We start from the raw sequence: 15,327 nt of genomic DNA on the forward strand, positions 1-15,327 counted from the left end.
CGATGAGTCTCGACACCTACAATGCCAAGCGACGCTTCGATGCGACGCCGGAGCCGAAAGGCGAAGCTGCCAAAGCTGCAAAGCGGAAGGCCGCCACAGATAGTGCAAGCTTCGTTATCCAGAAGCATGACGCGACGCGATTGCATTATGATTTCCGGCTCGAAATGGATGGTGTGCTGAAAAGCTGGGCCGTGACCAAGGGGCCGAGCCTCAATCCCGAGGACAAGCGGCTGGCGGTCCATGTCGAGGATCATCCGCTGTCCTATGGCGATTTCGAAGGCGTGATCCCCAAAGGCCAATATGGCGGCGGTACTGTCATCGTCTGGGATCGCGGTACATGGACGCCGATCGGCGATCTTGCCAAGGCCTACGCCAAGGGGCATCTGGAGTTCACTCTGGACGGTGAGAAGCTCCAGGGGCGCTGGCATCTGGTGCGCATGCACGGCAAGCCGGGCGAGACGCGCGAGAACTGGCTGCTGATCAAGGGCGACGACGAGGCGTCGCGGGACGACAGCTTCGACATCCTGAAGGAGCGACCGGAATCGGTGAAGTCTGGGCGAGATCTGAAAGACGTCGCCAAGAACCCCGGCGATACCTGGAACTCGAAGAGCACATCGAAGGCGAGCAACGCAAAACGGGGCAAGCCTACCAAGGTGACGACGGCCGCCGAGGGACAGGCGCATGCCTGGCCGAAGGGCGCGAGGAAGGCGGTTCTTCCGGATTTCGTGGAGCCGGCGCTGGCGACTTTGAAGCCGAAGGCGCCTTCGGGCGACCGGTGGGTGCACGAGATCAAGTTCGACGGCTATCGCCTGCAGGCGCGTATCGAGAAAGGCAAGGTCCGGCTGCTCACCCGCAGCGGGCTCGACTGGACGGAGCGGTTCGGCGATCAGGTCGCCGCCGCCTTCACGGGCCTACCGGTGGAGACGGCGCTGATCGATGGCGAAATCGTGGTTCATAAGGACAATGGCGCGTCCGATTTCTCCGCCCTGCAGGAGGATCTGAGCCTCGGGCGCAGCGATCGGTTCATCTATTATGCCTTCGACATCCTGCATCTGGACGGGCACGACCTGACCAAGGCAACGCTGATCGACCGCAAAAACCTGTTGCAGAAGCTCATCCTTGCCGACAGTCCCACCGTCCGCTTCAGCGAGCATTTCGAGGACAATGGCGATCTCGTGCTGACGCATGCCTGCCGGTTGAGTCTGGAAGGCGTGGTGTCCAAAGAGCGTTCCGGCCCCTATGTCTCGGGCCGCAAGGGTAGCTGGGTCAAGTCGAAGTGCTCCGAACGGCAGGAGTTCGTGATCGGCGGCTATGCGCCGTCTTCCACCTCGGATCATGCGATCGGCGCGCTGGCGCTCGGGGTCTACGAGGACGGCGCGCTGCGCCATGTCGGGCGGGTTGGTACCGGGTTCAGCCATGCGACGGCGGACATGCTGTTCGAGGCGCTGTCGGCTATCGAGCGCTCCGACACCCCGTTCCGCGACAAGCTGACGGCGGATGCGCGGCGCGGCCTGCATTATGTGGAGCCGACTCTGGTCGCAGAGGTCGAGTTTCGCGCATGGTCGGCCGATGGCAACCTGCGCCACGCGTCGTTCCGCGGCCTGCGGGAGGACAAGCCGGCAAGCGAGGTGCGGCAGGAACGTCCGGCCGCGGAAAAGGGCCGGACATCGCCAGCTCTTCCCAAGGCGGCGATCACCTTGACGCATCCCGACAGGGTCTACTGGCCGGAGGAGGGCGTGACGAAGCAGGGGCTTGCCGAATATTACGCGCAGGTCTGGTCGTTCATGGCACCCTATGTGGTCGATCGGCCGCTCTCGCTGCTGCGCTGCCCGGATGGTATCGACGGCAAGCAGCGCTTCTTCCAGAAACATGCCTGGCGCGGGATCAACAAGGCGATCGACCACATCAAGGATCCGAAGGACAAGGCAGGCGAGCCGTCCTTGCGCATCACGGATTTCGACGGGCTGATCGCGCTCGTGCAGTCCGCGGCGCTCGAAATCCACCCCTGGGGTACGACGACGCGGAACTGGAAAAAGCCCGACATGATCACCATGGACCTCGACCCCGGCGAGGATGTGAGCTGGGCCGAGATCATCGAGGCCGCTCTTCTGCTGAAGGGAGAGATCGAGGCGAAGGGGCTTGCTGCCTTCGTCAAGACATCCGGCGGCAAAGGACTGCATGTGGTCGTTCCCCTGAAGCCTTCCGCAGGGTGGCCGGCAGTCAAGGCTTTCGCCAAGGCACTGGCGACGGATGCGGCGAAAAAGGATCCGGACCGCTATCTCGCGGTGGCCACCAAGGCGAAGCGCCGCGGGCGGATCTTCATCGACTATCTTCGCAACGGGCGCGGAGCGACGGCGGTTGCGCCATACTCCACGCGCGCGCGACCGGGCGCAGCCGTCTCGGCACCGCTCGAATGGTCGGAGCTATCGGAGGCGATCGGACCCGATTATTTCACAGTGGACAATATGCCGGCCCGGCTCGCGTCGTTGAAGAAGGACCCTTGGGACGGGTTCTTCGCAGCGGCCAAGGTGCTGCCGAAAGCTTGAGACATCGAATATCGGGAGAGGGCTTAGCCGCTCTTCTCCTGCTGCAGGCTCTTCTTCAGCGCGTCCATGATGTTGATGACGTTGCCCGAGGACTTGACCGATGCGCGCGACGTCTTGGCCGGCTTACCATCCTTTTTCTGGCGGCTCTTGATGAAGGCCTTGATCTTCTTCTGGACAGGGTCCTGAACCAGCGTCGGGCTCCATGCGCCCTTGTCCTTCTCGACCAGCTTTGCGAGCGCTGCCATTTCCGCCTTGCCGCCCTTGGCCTTCATGTCGAGGTCGGCGACGGCCTCGCGGACATCTTCGCCGTAATGCAGCGTCCAGAGCACGATGCCCTTGCCGTTCGGCACGAGCAGCACGGCGCGCTCGCGGCGATAGAGGACAAGGCGGGCGATGCCAACGACGTTGTTGCGGGTCATGGCCTCGCGAATGACGCAGAAGGCCTCGGCGCCAACCTTGTCCTCGGGCACGAGGAAATGCGGCTTGTCGTACCAGATCCAGTCGATGGAATCGCGCGGCACAAAGGTGGAGATGTCGATCGTCCGCGTGCTTTCCAGCCCAACGCTCTCGATCTCGTCGTCCTCCAGCAGGACGTAATCGTCTTCACCTTTGGGGAAGCCCTTTACCTGATCCTTGTCCGCGACCTTCCTATGCGTCACGCTGTCGATGTAGCGGCTTTCGACCCGGTTTTTCGTGGTGCGGTTGAGAACATGGAAACGCACCTTTTCGCTCTCCGTGGTCGCCGGCGTCAGCGATACGGATGCCGTGACGAGCGAGAGTCGGAGGTAGCCTTTCCAGAAGCTGTTGCGGGCCATGTCTTGTCCTCGATAGCGGTGGCGGATCATCAACCCGCCACCGCCGAAAAGGTTGCCGCGCCAGCGTCAGACGGTTTCCGGCTGACCGCGTTCCACGAACCGGAAACAAGAACCATTGAAAATCTCTGGCCGGAAGGCCAGATTTTCAATAGACGGAATACGGCTTCCGGTCTGATTTACTGGAAACCGTATCAGACGATCAGCCCTGACGTGCCAGCTTCAGGATCGCCGACGTTCCCTCTTTCGGGTTTTCGGTGACGGCGTAGATCGCGCCGTCGGGGCCGATCTTCACGTCGCGGATGCGGGCTTCGAGCGGAATTCGCTCCTCGTGGGCAACCTTGTCGCCATCCATGTGCAGGACGACGAGACCGGTGGAGACGAGGCCGCCGATGAGAGCCGCGCCGTCCCATTCCGGAAACTCGGCGCCGCTGTAGAACACCATGCCGGAGGGGCCGATGACCGGATCCCAGTAGTAGACTGGCTGCTCCATGCCGTCTTTGGCGGTGATGCCGTCGCCGATGGCCGAGCCGCTATAATCGATGCCATAGGTAATGACCGGCCAGCCATAGTTAAGGCCAGCCTGCGGCATGTTCAGCTCGTCGCCGCCCTTAGGCCCGTGCTCGACGGTCCAGAGCCGGCCCTTCGCATCCAGTGCCGCCGATTGCAGGTTGCGGTGGCCGTAGCTCCAGATTTCCGGCTGGGCATCCCCCTTGCCCGCAAACGGGTTGTCGGCAAGGGCCTTGCCGGAGGTGTCGATGCGGAAGACCTTACCGAAGCCGCTCTTCAGATCCTGCGCGAAGACGCGGGTCTCGCGGTCGGAGCGCTCGCCGACGGTCACGTAGAGTTCGCCATTGTTGCCGAAGACGAGGCGGGAGCCGTAATGCTTGGTGTTGTCGTAGCCGGGCATCTGGCGGAAGATGACGTTGACGTCCTCCAGCGCCGCACCGCCCTGATCGTCTGCTACCAGTTTAGCCGAGGCGACGGAGGTGCCGTTGCCTTCGTCACGCGGCTCGGAGAAGGAGAAGAAAATGCGGTTGGAGGTGGCGAAATCCGGCGCGATCGCGATGTCGAGCAGGCCGGCCTGACCGTCGGAGATCACGGCGGGCACGCCTTTCAGCGCGGTGCTAGGCTTGCTGTCCGCACCGACGATATGCAGAGAGCCTTTCTTGGCGGCGACGAGCATGCGGCCATCCGGCAGGAACTCCATCGACCAGAGCTGCGGCAGGCCTTCAGCGACGGCCTGATGGGTCACGGTCGGCATCTTGTCCGGCTGCGGCGCACGGGTCTGGTTCTCGAAGGCAGGCTTCTGGTCGGGTGCGTTCGCCGCTTCCGTCTCGACCGGCTTGCCGGCGGCCTTTACCTCGCCGGTTGCAGGCGGCTGGCCCTCGACATGGTCGATGGGGGAGGTGTCGCCCGTCGATTGAGCCATCAGAGGGCTCGCGGTCAGGAGTGCGGTCAGGACGGTTCCGGCAAGGAGGCAAGCACGCGTTTTCATCGATGTTCCTGTCTTGATGACGGCGTCGGGCGACGCATTGACGATGGAAACGATGTAGAGCGTCGGTTACGGATTGCTCATCGCGCCGCGTTCAAGATTATTTTATCGCCGTGTCGGCAAGGCCGCGGCGATCGTCTGATACGCGTGGCCAAGTCCGGGCGGAAGCATTTGGAGGCAGGGGCGGGGATGGTGTAGATCAGGGCGCATGAAGATCGCATTCTACGCTCCCCTCAAGTCTCCCCGTCACCCGGTACCCTCGGGCGACCGGCTGATGTCGCGGCTGATGATGCAGGCGCTGGAGCTTGCCGGCCATCAGGTCGCGCTCGTCTCGGAATTGCGCAGCTTCACGCGCACGCCGGAGGAGATCGGCGATCTCGAGGCGGTGGCCGCTGCGGAGCGTGATCGCATCGCGGCGGACTGGCAGGCGCACGGCGTGCCCGATTGCTGGTTCTGTTATCATCCCTATTACAAGGCGCCGGACCTCCTTGGACCGTCACTCTCGCGCACTCACGGCATCGGCTACGTCACGGTCGAGGCCTCCTATTCCGCACGGCGCGACAAGGACGGTTGGGCGGCGGCGCAGGCGATGCTTCTGGAAACGCTGACGGCGGCGTCCGTCAACATCTGCATGACCGAGCGCGACAAGGTCGGCATTCTCGATGGTGCGCCGCATGCGCGCGTCGAGCGGTTGCAGCCGTTCATCGATCCCGCGCTCTTCCTCGCCCGCGATCCCACGCCGCATCCCGGCCGTCTCGTGACCGTGGCGATGATGCGGCCGGGCGATAAGATGGACAGTTACCGGATGCTGGCCGACGCGCTGTCGCGCCTGCTGCATCTACCCTTCACGTTGTCGATCGTGGGCGATGGCAAGGCGCGTTCCGAGGTGGAGACCCTGTTCGCGCCGCTCGGGTCCGGCCGGGTCGTGTGGTGCGGCGAGCGAAGTGCGCAAGAAGTGGCGGCGTTGCTATCGACCTCCGCGCTTTATGTCTGGCCCGGCTGCGGCGAGGCCTACGGGCTTGCCTATCTGGAGGCGCAGGCGGTGGGTTTGCCCGTGGTGGCGCAGGCCATTGCCGGCGTTCCCGAAGTGGTGGTGCATGGGCGCACGGGCGTGCTGACGCCGCCGGGCGATGTCGAGGCCTATGCGGAGGCCGTTGCCGGCTTTCTCAAGGATGAGACGCGACGGCAGGCCATGGGAGCGGAGGCTCGATTGTTTGCGGGGACCGAGCGTGGACTGGTGCCCGCCGCGTCCCGGCTCGTCGATATTCTCGACCGGCATGTGCAGGTGAAGCGGGAGCCGCGGTCATGAACACCGATATCACCACCACCGTCCTCGACCGCTTTCAGGAGGCGGGACGTGTCGCCCGCTTCTGGCTGCGCGATGATGACGCCATCGAGCCGACGCCGGCGCTTGATCGTCTGCTGGAGCTGACAGAGGCCCACGATGTTCCTTTGGCTCTCGCGGTGATCCCGGAGCCGACGGGCGAGGCGCTTGCCGAGCGGTTGACGCGCGCGCGCCATGTCAGCGTGACGGTGCACGGCTGGCGGCATGCCAATCATGCGATGGAGATGTCCAAGAAGCGGGAACTCGGAGCCGATCGTCCTGCGGATGTCGTTCTCGGGGAGCTTTCGGCGGGTTTTACCAAGCTTGCAGACCTGCATAGCGACCGGTTCCAGCCGGTGCTGGTGCCGCCGTGGAACCGGATCGATCCGGGCCTTCTGCCCTGTCTCTCCGGCCTGGGCTTCCGGGCCTTCTCGGTTTATGGGCCGGAGAAGCCCGCCGTGCTGCCGATGATCAACACGCATGTCGACGTGATGGACTGGCACGGCACCCGCGGCTGCCGCCCCCGGGACGCGTTGTGGCGCGAGATCGCCGCACGGCTGACCGTCTGCCTGGAAAGCGGCGGCAGCGTCGGTCTGCTCACGCATCATCTCGTTCATGACGAGGCCGTGTGGGCGTTTCTTGGCGATCTGTTCGAGGCGACGGCCGCGCATCCTGCCTGCCGCTGGGTGGGGCTTGCCGAGCTTGTCGAAGAGATGGCTGTCGATCAGAAACGGTAGCTGACGCCGAAGCCGAGCGAGAGGCTTTTCACGTCCGTGCGCGCCGTGACGCCGGAATTGGTCAGGACCTGCGTGGGGGGCAGCACCAGCCGCATTTCGGTGTTGGCAAACCATGTCTCGGTTATCTGCACATCCATGCCGGCGCGGATCATCGGCGAGATCTGGCGTTCCACGCTGAAGTGCTTGACAAGGGGGCTCGCAGGCTTTGCGCCCTTGTACCACGTCGCAACCGCGCCGAGACCGATATAGGGGTTGATGCGGGCGTCCGGCAGCAGGTGATAATCCGCCGATAGCGCCAGCGGCAGCGCCCAGATGGAGCCGACGTCGATATCGCCATAGAGGCTGTCGCGGATCTTGAACCGCGTCTTCAGCGCGCCGGCCTGGCCCGTGATGGCGATGTGGTCGGTAAGGAAATAGCTGATATCCAGATCCGGCAGCACCAGGCGCGGAACCTCGATCGTGCCGCCGATCAGGTCGATTTGCGAGTACAGATCGTAGGGCAACACGCCGGAGATACGGGCCCGTATCAAAAGATCGCCGGCGCCGAGACCGGATATGGGAGCGGCGCTCGTCTCATGGTTTCCGGCTGTGTCGAGTGCGGCATCCTGAGCCGACGCAGATTGTCCCGGAGCCAGAAAGCCCATGATTCCGGACAGAATGATCCCGAAGTGGATGGTGTGGAATGCTACCTGTCTGTCGTCTCCCGATGGCGGTGAAAGAACCCGGTTGTCCTGTTCGTAGAGCCTGCCCATCGTCGTCATTACAGTTCCAAATCACGCATTGATCTAATATCTATTATTCTATTTAAGCTTTATCGATCATACATGATAGCGCGTGTTTTGACGGAAGGATTCTGGGGGCTTTCCCCGGAAATGAAGGGGTGTTTATGGTAGACGTGCAGACGCTGCTCGTCTCGAGCGTTACGGCACGTGCGGGTTTTCTTCTCGTCTTCCTGCTCTACAGTTTTCGCCCGGGTGCGACGAACGCTTACCGGTTCTGGACGCTGAGCATCCTCTGTTCCGCGCTTGGTATCTGGCTGACCTACCAGGACGCCGGCTATCCGAACTTCAGCGCGGAAAAAGGCGCTCTGGTCTACTTCGTCGTCGGTCTGAGCATCGTGTCGGTGGAGGCGGGGGCGAAGTCGTTCTTCGACTTGCCGCTCGATCGCGTCAAGTTCGTCGCGACGTGGATCGCGCCGGGGCTGACCTACTGGACTTCCGCGAGCATCGGACTTTCTCCAAGTTACGTGCTGGCGTTGACCATGAGCACGCTCGTCTACATCCTCATCACCGCATCCTCGAGCTTCCTCAAGGGGCGCCGGCAGAAGCGCCTGCCATCCCAGATCCTGATCAGCTCGTCGCTCGCCTTCTATGCCGTTGCTCTCGTGGGAACGATCCTCTCGCTGATCGTCGGCCATTTCTTCGGTTATGAAGGCCTCGGCCCAAGCAGTCGCAACATCTACCTCTCCGTGTTCATCGACCAGACTGTCAGCGTCCTCATCTATGTGGGGCTGGTGGCCATGACGCTCGAGGAGGCGCAGCGCCAGATGCAGATCGCCGCGACCACGGACCCGCTGACAGGCCTAGCCAATCGCCGTGGGCTGCAGGAGCGAGCGCTGGCAATTATCGGCGTCGGGCAGCGGCTGCAGCGGCCGATGGCGGTGCTGATCGCGGATATCGACCACTTCAAATCGATCAACGACCGTTACGGCCATGCCTATGGCGATCGCGTGCTGCAACAGTTTGCCGAGCGACTGCCTGTCGTCGTCAAGCGCCAGCAGGATGTGCTTGCCCGCTGGGGCGGCGAGGAGTTCGTCGCCGTCCTTCACGGTGCGTCGCTGGAGGATGCCACGCATCTTGCCGAGCTGCTCTGCCGGACAATCGAGGAACGGCCGTTCGACGTCGATGGCACGAAGGTCACGGTGACCACCAGCATCGGCGTCGCGCCCTTCGGGGGTGAGGAGCCGCTGCTGGAACAGGCGATCCACATCGCCGACGCCGCGCTCTACAAGGCCAAGCGCACCGGGCGCAACCGGGTTTGCGTCAGCACCGCGATGCAGGATCTTGTGGCAGAAGCCGCTGGCTGATCAGAGATCGACTGTCTCGCTGTGTCGGATCGATCAGAGATCGACGACCTGCCCGTCGAACGCAGAAAAGGCGCCGGGGAAGATGATCTTTGCCTGTTTCTCCACGGCATCGAGCGCGTCGTCGGTGCGGAACGGGGCGTGATGCATGAAGGCGACGCGTTTGGCGCCGGCAGCTTTCGCAAGACGGATGCCCTGTTCCCAGGAGGAGTGGCCGTAGCCGACATGCCGTTCCATCTCGGCGTCGTCATACATGGCGTCGTAGATGAAGAGGTCGCAGCCTTCGATCAGTTCGAGCACGGCGGGATCGAGCGTTCCGGGGTGATGTTCCGTATCGGTAATGAGCGCGCAGGCGCGTCCGCCCCATTCGACGCGGTAGCCGACGGCACCGCCGGGATGGTTGAGGCTGCCGGTGCGGATCTCGACGCCGCGGACGGGGGTGAGCAGATCGCCCGAGCGGAAATCGCGCGCGTCCAGCGCAGCGCGGCAGATATCGGGCTCGACCGGAAACCAAGGCGGCCGCATGAATTCGCCGATCATCTGGCGCGTCGACATGCGCCCGGCGAGATGCCCCGACCAGAGTGTCACGTCGGCGGAATGGTCATAGAGCGGCGGGAAGAACGGCAGGCCGATGATGTGGTCGTAATGACAGTGCGTAAAGAACAGGTTGAATGCGGACACACCTTCGGCCTTGAGCGCGACGCCGGCCGGCATCAGGCCCGAGCCTGCATCGAAGATCAGGCGTTCGCTACCGCATTGCATCTCGATGCACACGGTCCGGCCGCCATAGCGCTGGAACTCGGCCCCCGCCACCGGCAGGCTTCCCCGAACGCCCCAGAAACGTACGCGAAACAGATTGTCGTTCACACTTTGCTTCAGTTTCGACCCGCCCCTTTCGGTGGCTTGCCAACACTGTCCCTCTGCTGTTGCGTGGGTCAGGATCGACCCCGCCGGCTTCTGTGTCCGGCCGTATTTTTGACATGTTATCCAAACTGTCCACATGAAGCGAGACGGGCATTCGCTTTTTCTTGCTTCTCGTGTCAGAGACAGGGAAACGCTATCCGATCCCGCTTTCGAAACCGTTGCCTTCGCCATGTCTTTCAAGGAATTTCCGCCGATCGCCGTGATCGCCGACGCTCATGTTCACGATCCCGCTACCGACTTCGGTTTTCCCGGTGCGGCCCATACGGGCGGTCTGTCCGTTCGGCCGCTGGCGGAGGCGGCACGGTCCACGCGGGTGTTCAACGAGAGCCTGCAGGCCTTCCGCACGGCGCTCGACGATGTCGCGTCGCGCGGCATCCGGCATGTTGTTCTGCTGGGCGATTATACCGATGACGGGCAGGTTGCGACCATGGCGGCGGTTGCCGTGATCCTCAAGGACTATAATGCGCGGCACGGCATGGTGTTCTTTGCCTTGCCTGGGAACCACGATATCTTCGCCGACACCGGCCGGCATCGTACCAAGCGGTTTCTGGAGGCGGACGGTTCGAGCGCGGTGGTGACGAGCCATCCGGTGACAACTTCGGGCGCCACCCTGCCTCCGGGGATCCCACGCGATCTCCCGGTGACGGTGTCGCCCGGGATGTTCTGCCCCGGCTATCCCGACGGGCTGAAGCCGGTCGCGGAGCACGGCTACTTTCCGCATCCGTCCTATCTGCACTGGGAGACGCCTTTCGGCCTCCAGGGCGATAACGAAAAGCGGATGTTCACCGCAATCTCATCGAGCGGAGCGACGCGACGGCCGCTGATGGAGGCCTCCTATCTGGTGGAGCCGGTCGATGGGATGTGGCTGCTGATGATCGACGCGAATGTGTTCGTGCCGATCGATGGATCGGACGACTGGGTCGACAGCACGTCGGCCGGCTGGAATGCGATGCTGGTGCACAAGCGCCATGTGATCGACTGGATGACCGATGTCGGTGCGCGGGCCGCGCGTCTCGGCAAGCGTCTCGTTGCCTTTTCCCATTATCCCGCGCTCGATACGCTGGATGGAACCCGGGCGGCGGAGATCGCGCTGCTCGGGCCCACGGCAACATCGGGCCGCATTCCCGGCGACGCGGTCGGAGAGGCATTCATCGCGGCAGGAATACCCCTCCATTTCAGCGGACATCTTCACGTCAACGACACGGCGCGGATGCGGCGCGGGGACGGGTTCTTCGTGAACGTCGCCGTCCCCTCGCTCGTCGGCTTTCCCCCGGCCTACAAGATCCTGACGCTGCGTGAGGGCACTGCCGAGATCGAGACGGTGTCGCTTAGTGATATGTCGATGGATGGGGCGATCGCAGCGCTCTATGCCGCCGAAGTGCGGTACACCGGCGTCAAGACCGGGGGAATGGCCGAGGCGACCCGCTATGGCGACTTCCTCTCGGCCCATATCGGTCATCTCGCCTGGCGGCGGCACCTGAAGCGGGAATGGCCGGCAGCGCTCGGCGCGCTGCTGCGGGCCGCCACGCTTGGCGATCTCGCGCAGCTGGCCGGGCGGTCCACGGTTCCGATGGAGGATGCCGCTGCCATGCTACCGGTCGCACGCGGTCAGGCGAACGCTTCGGAGGAGGGCAGTCCGGAGGCACTGTCGGCCATCGCGTTCCTTGGCGACTGGTATCGCCTGCGGATGGCGAGCGATTCCGGGCTGGCTTCGGTCTCACGGCCGCGGCTGCGGTTCTACGACAGGCTCTCGGCGCTTTATCAGACGCAGGCTTGGCCGGATGGCTCGGCGCAAAGCGGGATTGCGGCGATGCTGTCGCTCTTCGAGGCCTACCGCAGCGGGTTGCCCTCGAAGGATTTCCGGATCGACCTGCGCACCGGCGATATCACGGCGCGCTGAGCTCTATTCCGCTGCTATCGAAACTATTCGAGTTCGCGCACGCGGCTGCGGGCTTCCGTCAGCTCGCTCGTCGTGTGGCTCAGGCGGTCGGCCAGCACGCGCATGATCTCGATGGTGATTTCGGGAAAGTCCGTGAGGAGCTTGATGAAGTGGTCCTTGCGGATGCGCAGAGCCTCGACTGCGGTGGTCGTCTTCACGGTTGCCGTTCGCGAGACGTCGCAGAGGATGGCGATCTCGCCGACGATCGAATTGCGCTCCACTTCGGCCACGCGGATCGGGCCGGTCGAGGATTCGACCAGGATCTCCGCCTTGCCGTCCAGAACGACATAGGCTGCATCGCCGGCATCGCCCTGATGGAAGAGCGTTTCGCCGATGCCGTAGCTCACGCGGTCCGAGGTGAAGGCCAGCAGCTTCAGCTTGCCGGCTTCCACACCGGAAAAGAGCGGCACCCGCCGCAGCATTTGCACTTCGTCCTTCAGCAACATCAGCTCGTAAACTCCCCATGTTCGGCGCGGCACGCCCGTGTCCTTCCGGGCGATGCGTCGGTGTCTGCCAGTCTTTTCGTGCCTGCCAGTCTTCCGGTTCCCGCGATGATCACGCGGTAACCAACTGTTTAAAGACACCGTCATTGTTTACCAGATTGGCGTGCGTGTCATCCTCTACGAGCGCGCCGCGATCAAACACCAGCACGCGCTCGAACAATTTCGTCAGTCCGTTGTTCGACAGCACCCAGATAACAGCCGGATTGGCGCCGTTGCGCGTGAGCAGCTTCATCACGTCACGGACGACCTCGTCCTGCAAGCGGTGATCGAGGCTCGGGAGCGGGCGGTTGAAGACATAGTAGTCCGAGCGGCGGATAATGGCGCGGGCGAGGTTCAGTTTCTGGCGCTGGACAGCCGTCAGGCGCTTGCCGCCGGCGCCGAGATTGAAGTCGAGACCGATATCCAGCACCTGCTCGATCAGGCCCTGCGAATTCAGCAGCGACGACACGATGGCGCGGATGCGCTTGGAGCCGTCGGTGTGCTTATGGCTGATACGGCCGAAGAGCACGTTGTCCATAAGGCTCGCGGAGGCGAGGTATTTTTCCGGATCGTAGCGCTCGATGTCGTGGGTCAGATCTTCCGGCATGTTCTCGTGGAACTGCCGGCGGACCTCGACGATTTGCGCCATGAGTTCCTCGGTCAAGAGACCGAAGCGGTGGCGGGGCTCGACATAGTTGAAGCTCAGGCGGATGATCTGGTAGCGATCGTCCTCCGTCGCGGTCTCCAGCCCCTTGCCGGCATATTTCTGAAGCAGCAACTGGTAGGCAGGGATGTCGTCGGCCGTCATGAAGGTCAGCTGCTGGAAAAACGGGTGGTCCGGCGGCAGGTCGGCGAAGAGTTCCACCGCGTTCTCGGCGATCTGGTAGCCCATGTCGAAGAGCACGCGGTCGATGCCGGTTTCCGAGACGACCTTTCGGAAATAGGGGTTCTTGGCAATGGCGCGGCCGGCCACGCTCGGGGCGGTCGCCGTGCCGAACAGCAGGTTCTCGCCGACGGTGGCTTCCATATTGTATTCGCCGGGCTCGAAATAGGCGATCAGACCGTTGAGGCCGGCCTCTTCCAGCTCCTCGCGCAGCGCTTGGCGCATATCCACGATACTGGCCGCAAATTCGGGCCGGTCCGCCGGGTCGATATTGGTGCGGAGTGCAAGGTCGAGAATGTCCTTCGACAGTTGCACCGTGTCGAGCACGGCGAGGATCGAGGGGAAGAGATCTTCGGCCTGCGTTGCGCCGGCGGCGGTGTAGTCGATCCAGTCACCGTTGACGTCGTAGTCGGGATTTCCGGCGAGCTTGGCTTCCGTCACTTCCCATTTGCGATGGGCGGCAAGGCTGCCCTCGTAGGTGGCGGCCGCCAGCGGCGCGTGCTTCAGGCCGTAGAGCAGGTTGTCGCGCAGCGAGCCGTAGAAGAAGTAGGTATCCGACGATGCATAGGTGATGGCCCGGCCAACGACGGATTCCGGCATGTGCAGCAGGTCTTCGCCGCCAAGCGTCACCTTGCCGCCCTCCGGCCAGATCAGGCGGCCGAAGGCCTCGGCCAGCACGTCGCCGCCACTGGCGGCACCGCCGATGATCGCAACCTTCTCTCCGGGCTTGATCTCGACCGAGACATGCTCCAGCAGGCGGGCGCCGCTGTCGTCGGCAAGGGTGAGGCCGGAGGCCGCAAGGGCGCCAGACGCATCGTTTCCGCCATCGCTGGCGGCTGCCGCAGTACCGGCAAGGCCCGCACCGGCGGCCACGGCGCCGACGGCAACGGCACCGGTGGAAATGGCCTGGATCTTCGGATCGATCAGCGGCTCGACCGTGAACTGTTCGACCACCTGGACGTATTTCACCTGTACGTCCTGACGCAGCTGGTCCCAGTCGATCAGCTCTTTCAGGGGCCCTGGCAGATCCTTGTAGGCGCTGATGACGGCGACAAGCTGGCCGATGTCGAGCTGTCCGCGCAGGGCAAGATAGCCGCCGATGCAGTAGAACAGGAAGGGTGTCAGCTGCGCGAGGAAGTTGTTGATGAACTTCACCATGAACTTCCACTGGTAGAGATCGTAGCGGATCTTGTAGATCCGCCCCAGCCGCGCGGCCACGTCGGCGCGCTCGTAGTTCGAGGTGTCGTAGGCGTGGATGGTGCTGATACCGTCAACGATCTCGCTGACGCGGCCGGCAAGCTCACGCGCGGTGATCTGGCGCTCGCGGCCGAGCACCAGCAGGCGGCGGCGCATGCGCGGGATGATGGTCGCCTGGATGCCGACCATGAAGGCTGCGATGAAGCCGAGCCACATGTTCTGCATGAAGATGAAGGCGAGCGCCGTCAGGGCCTGTCCGCCGAGCAGAGCCGGAGACACGAAGGCATCGCCCGTAAAGCCGCCGAGCGGTTCGACCTCGTCCTTCACCATGGAGGAGACTTCCGCCCCCTTCATGCGTTTGAACTGGGTCGGCGGGAACCGGAGGATGCGATCGATGAGCTCGAAGCGGATGCGGCGAAGCAGGCGCTCGCCGAGCCGGCCCTTGTAGGTATTGATGTAGAGCTTGAATAGGCCGTTGATGATGACGAGCAGGAGAAAGATGACGCTCAGCGCATAGAGCGTTTCCATGCGCGTCAGGTCGATGCCGTTGAACAGCGTGACGTTGCCGACCCAGGGCAGGGAGAAGGAAATGTCGAAGAACCGCTCGGTCGCGCCCGGCTGCTCGAAACCCTTTCCCTGTATGGGCCCGTTGACGATCTGCTTGGGCAGGTCGAACGACAGGAAGTAGGGGATCATCGAGATGGCGACGATCATGAGGATCCACATTTGCTGCTTGCGCGTGTGGGTCCAGATGTAACGGGTAAGGCGGATATCCATGAAGGGCTGCCATCGAGACGAAGCGGAGACGACGCGGCGGACCAGGTGCTCGTCTGTCTCCTCCGTTACGGTGGAATCTATAGCAGTGATGGTAGGAAAACCACCCGCAAACGCATCGTCCTGAAGCG

The 15,327-nt window shown here is 63.3% G+C and carries 11 protein-coding genes; 5 read left to right on the plus strand and 6 right to left on the minus strand.

Features of this window, described 5'->3' with window-relative positions:
* Positions 1-2: 2 nt before the first annotated feature.
* Positions 3-2,546 (plus strand): DNA ligase D, encoded by a 2,544-nt coding sequence (gene ligD / locus C8J33_RS00335; RefSeq protein ID WP_132662634.1) that lies wholly within the window; start codon positions 3-5, stop codon positions 2,544-2,546.
* A 23-nt stretch (positions 2,547-2,569) separates the two neighbouring features.
* On the opposite strand, the gene C8J33_RS00340 is transcribed toward ligD, so the two are convergent.
* On the minus strand, positions 2,570-3,361 hold the full coding sequence (locus tag C8J33_RS00340) for a Ku protein (protein WP_132662635.1): 792 nt from the start codon (positions 3,359-3,361) through the stop codon (positions 2,570-2,572).
* Positions 3,362-3,560: 199 nt separating this feature from the next.
* Positions 3,561-4,856, minus strand: a complete 1,296-nt coding sequence (locus C8J33_RS00345; protein ID WP_132662636.1) for a PQQ-dependent sugar dehydrogenase — start codon at positions 4,854-4,856, stop codon at positions 3,561-3,563.
* Positions 4,857-5,061: 205 nt separating this feature from the next.
* Here C8J33_RS00345 and C8J33_RS00350 point away from each other — a divergent pair, with 205 nt between their 5' ends.
* On the plus strand, positions 5,062-6,162 hold the full coding sequence (locus C8J33_RS00350) for a glycosyltransferase family 4 protein (RefSeq protein WP_132662637.1): 1,101 nt from the start codon (positions 5,062-5,064) through the stop codon (positions 6,160-6,162).
* Entirely contained in the window at positions 6,159-6,914 is a 756-nt protein-coding gene (locus C8J33_RS00355) for a polysaccharide deacetylase family protein (RefSeq protein WP_132662638.1), read from the plus strand. Before C8J33_RS00350 ends, C8J33_RS00355 begins: the two co-directional genes overlap by 4 nt.
* Here C8J33_RS00355 and C8J33_RS00360 read toward each other — a convergent pair.
* Complete coding sequence (locus C8J33_RS00360; protein ID WP_132662639.1) at positions 6,902-7,675, minus strand: OmpW/AlkL family protein; 774 nt, start codon at positions 7,673-7,675, stop codon at positions 6,902-6,904. The two genes, C8J33_RS00355 and C8J33_RS00360, sit on opposite strands and share 13 nt — an antisense overlap.
* A 125-nt stretch (positions 7,676-7,800) precedes the next feature.
* On the opposite strand from C8J33_RS00360, the gene C8J33_RS00365 reads away from it, so the two are divergent.
* Positions 7,801-9,000 (plus strand): GGDEF domain-containing protein, encoded by a 1,200-nt coding sequence (locus tag C8J33_RS00365; protein WP_132713328.1) that lies wholly within the window; start codon positions 7,801-7,803, stop codon positions 8,998-9,000.
* 33 nt (positions 9,001-9,033) lie between these two features.
* Here C8J33_RS00365 and C8J33_RS00370 read toward each other — a convergent pair whose 3' ends face one another.
* Entirely contained in the window at positions 9,034-9,864 is an 831-nt protein-coding gene (locus C8J33_RS00370; RefSeq protein ID WP_165910714.1) for an MBL fold metallo-hydrolase, read from the minus strand.
* Positions 9,865-10,090: 226 nt separating this feature from the next.
* Here C8J33_RS00370 and C8J33_RS00375 point away from each other — a divergent pair, with 226 nt between their 5' ends.
* Complete coding sequence (locus C8J33_RS00375) at positions 10,091-11,821, plus strand: metallophosphoesterase family protein (RefSeq protein ID WP_165929693.1); 1,731 nt, start codon at positions 10,091-10,093, stop codon at positions 11,819-11,821.
* Positions 11,822-11,844: 23 nt separating this feature from the next.
* Here the strand turns inward: C8J33_RS00375 and C8J33_RS00380 are convergent, their stop codons facing one another.
* Together C8J33_RS00380 and C8J33_RS00385 are read right to left on the minus strand one after the other, a co-directional pair.
* Complete coding sequence (locus tag C8J33_RS00380) at positions 11,845-12,306, minus strand: cyclic nucleotide-binding domain-containing protein (protein WP_092935006.1); 462 nt, start codon at positions 12,304-12,306, stop codon at positions 11,845-11,847.
* 109 nt (positions 12,307-12,415) lie between these two features.
* A complete protein-coding gene (locus tag C8J33_RS00385) occupies positions 12,416-15,199 on the minus strand; it encodes an ABC transporter transmembrane domain-containing protein (RefSeq protein ID WP_132662643.1) in 2,784 nt (927 codons plus the stop codon).
* Between the last annotated feature and the right edge of the window lie 128 nt (positions 15,200-15,327).

The organism is Rhizobium sp. PP-CC-3G-465 (assembly GCF_004343445.1).
In the GTDB taxonomy this organism is placed as follows: domain Bacteria; phylum Pseudomonadota; class Alphaproteobacteria; order Rhizobiales; family Rhizobiaceae; genus Ferranicluibacter; species Ferranicluibacter rubi.

What these genes read in the sequence shown, in the direction of transcription:
- ligD (WP_132662634.1), top strand. Translation starts at nt 3, where the DNA reads ATGAGTCTCGACACCTACAATGCCAAGCGACGCTTCGATGCGACGCCG.
- C8J33_RS00340 (WP_132662635.1), bottom strand. Translation starts at nt 3,361, where the DNA reads ATGGCCCGCAACAGCTTCTGGAAAGGCTACCTCCGACTCTCGCTCGTC.
- C8J33_RS00345 (WP_132662636.1), bottom strand. Translation starts at nt 4,856, where the DNA reads ATGAAAACGCGTGCTTGCCTCCTTGCCGGAACCGTCCTGACCGCACTC.
- C8J33_RS00350 (WP_132662637.1), top strand. Translation starts at nt 5,062, where the DNA reads ATGAAGATCGCATTCTACGCTCCCCTCAAGTCTCCCCGTCACCCGGTA.
- C8J33_RS00355 (WP_132662638.1), top strand. Translation starts at nt 6,159, where the DNA reads ATGAACACCGATATCACCACCACCGTCCTCGACCGCTTTCAGGAGGCG.
- C8J33_RS00360 (WP_132662639.1), bottom strand. Translation starts at nt 7,675, where the DNA reads ATGACGACGATGGGCAGGCTCTACGAACAGGACAACCGGGTTCTTTCA.
- C8J33_RS00365 (WP_132713328.1), top strand. Translation starts at nt 7,801, where the DNA reads ATGGTAGACGTGCAGACGCTGCTCGTCTCGAGCGTTACGGCACGTGCG.
- C8J33_RS00375 (WP_165929693.1), top strand. Translation starts at nt 10,091, where the DNA reads ATGTCTTTCAAGGAATTTCCGCCGATCGCCGTGATCGCCGACGCTCAT.
- C8J33_RS00380 (WP_092935006.1), bottom strand. Translation starts at nt 12,306, where the DNA reads ATGTTGCTGAAGGACGAAGTGCAAATGCTGCGGCGGGTGCCGCTCTTT.
- C8J33_RS00385 (WP_132662643.1), bottom strand. Translation starts at nt 15,199, where the DNA reads ATGGATATCCGCCTTACCCGTTACATCTGGACCCACACGCGCAAGCAG.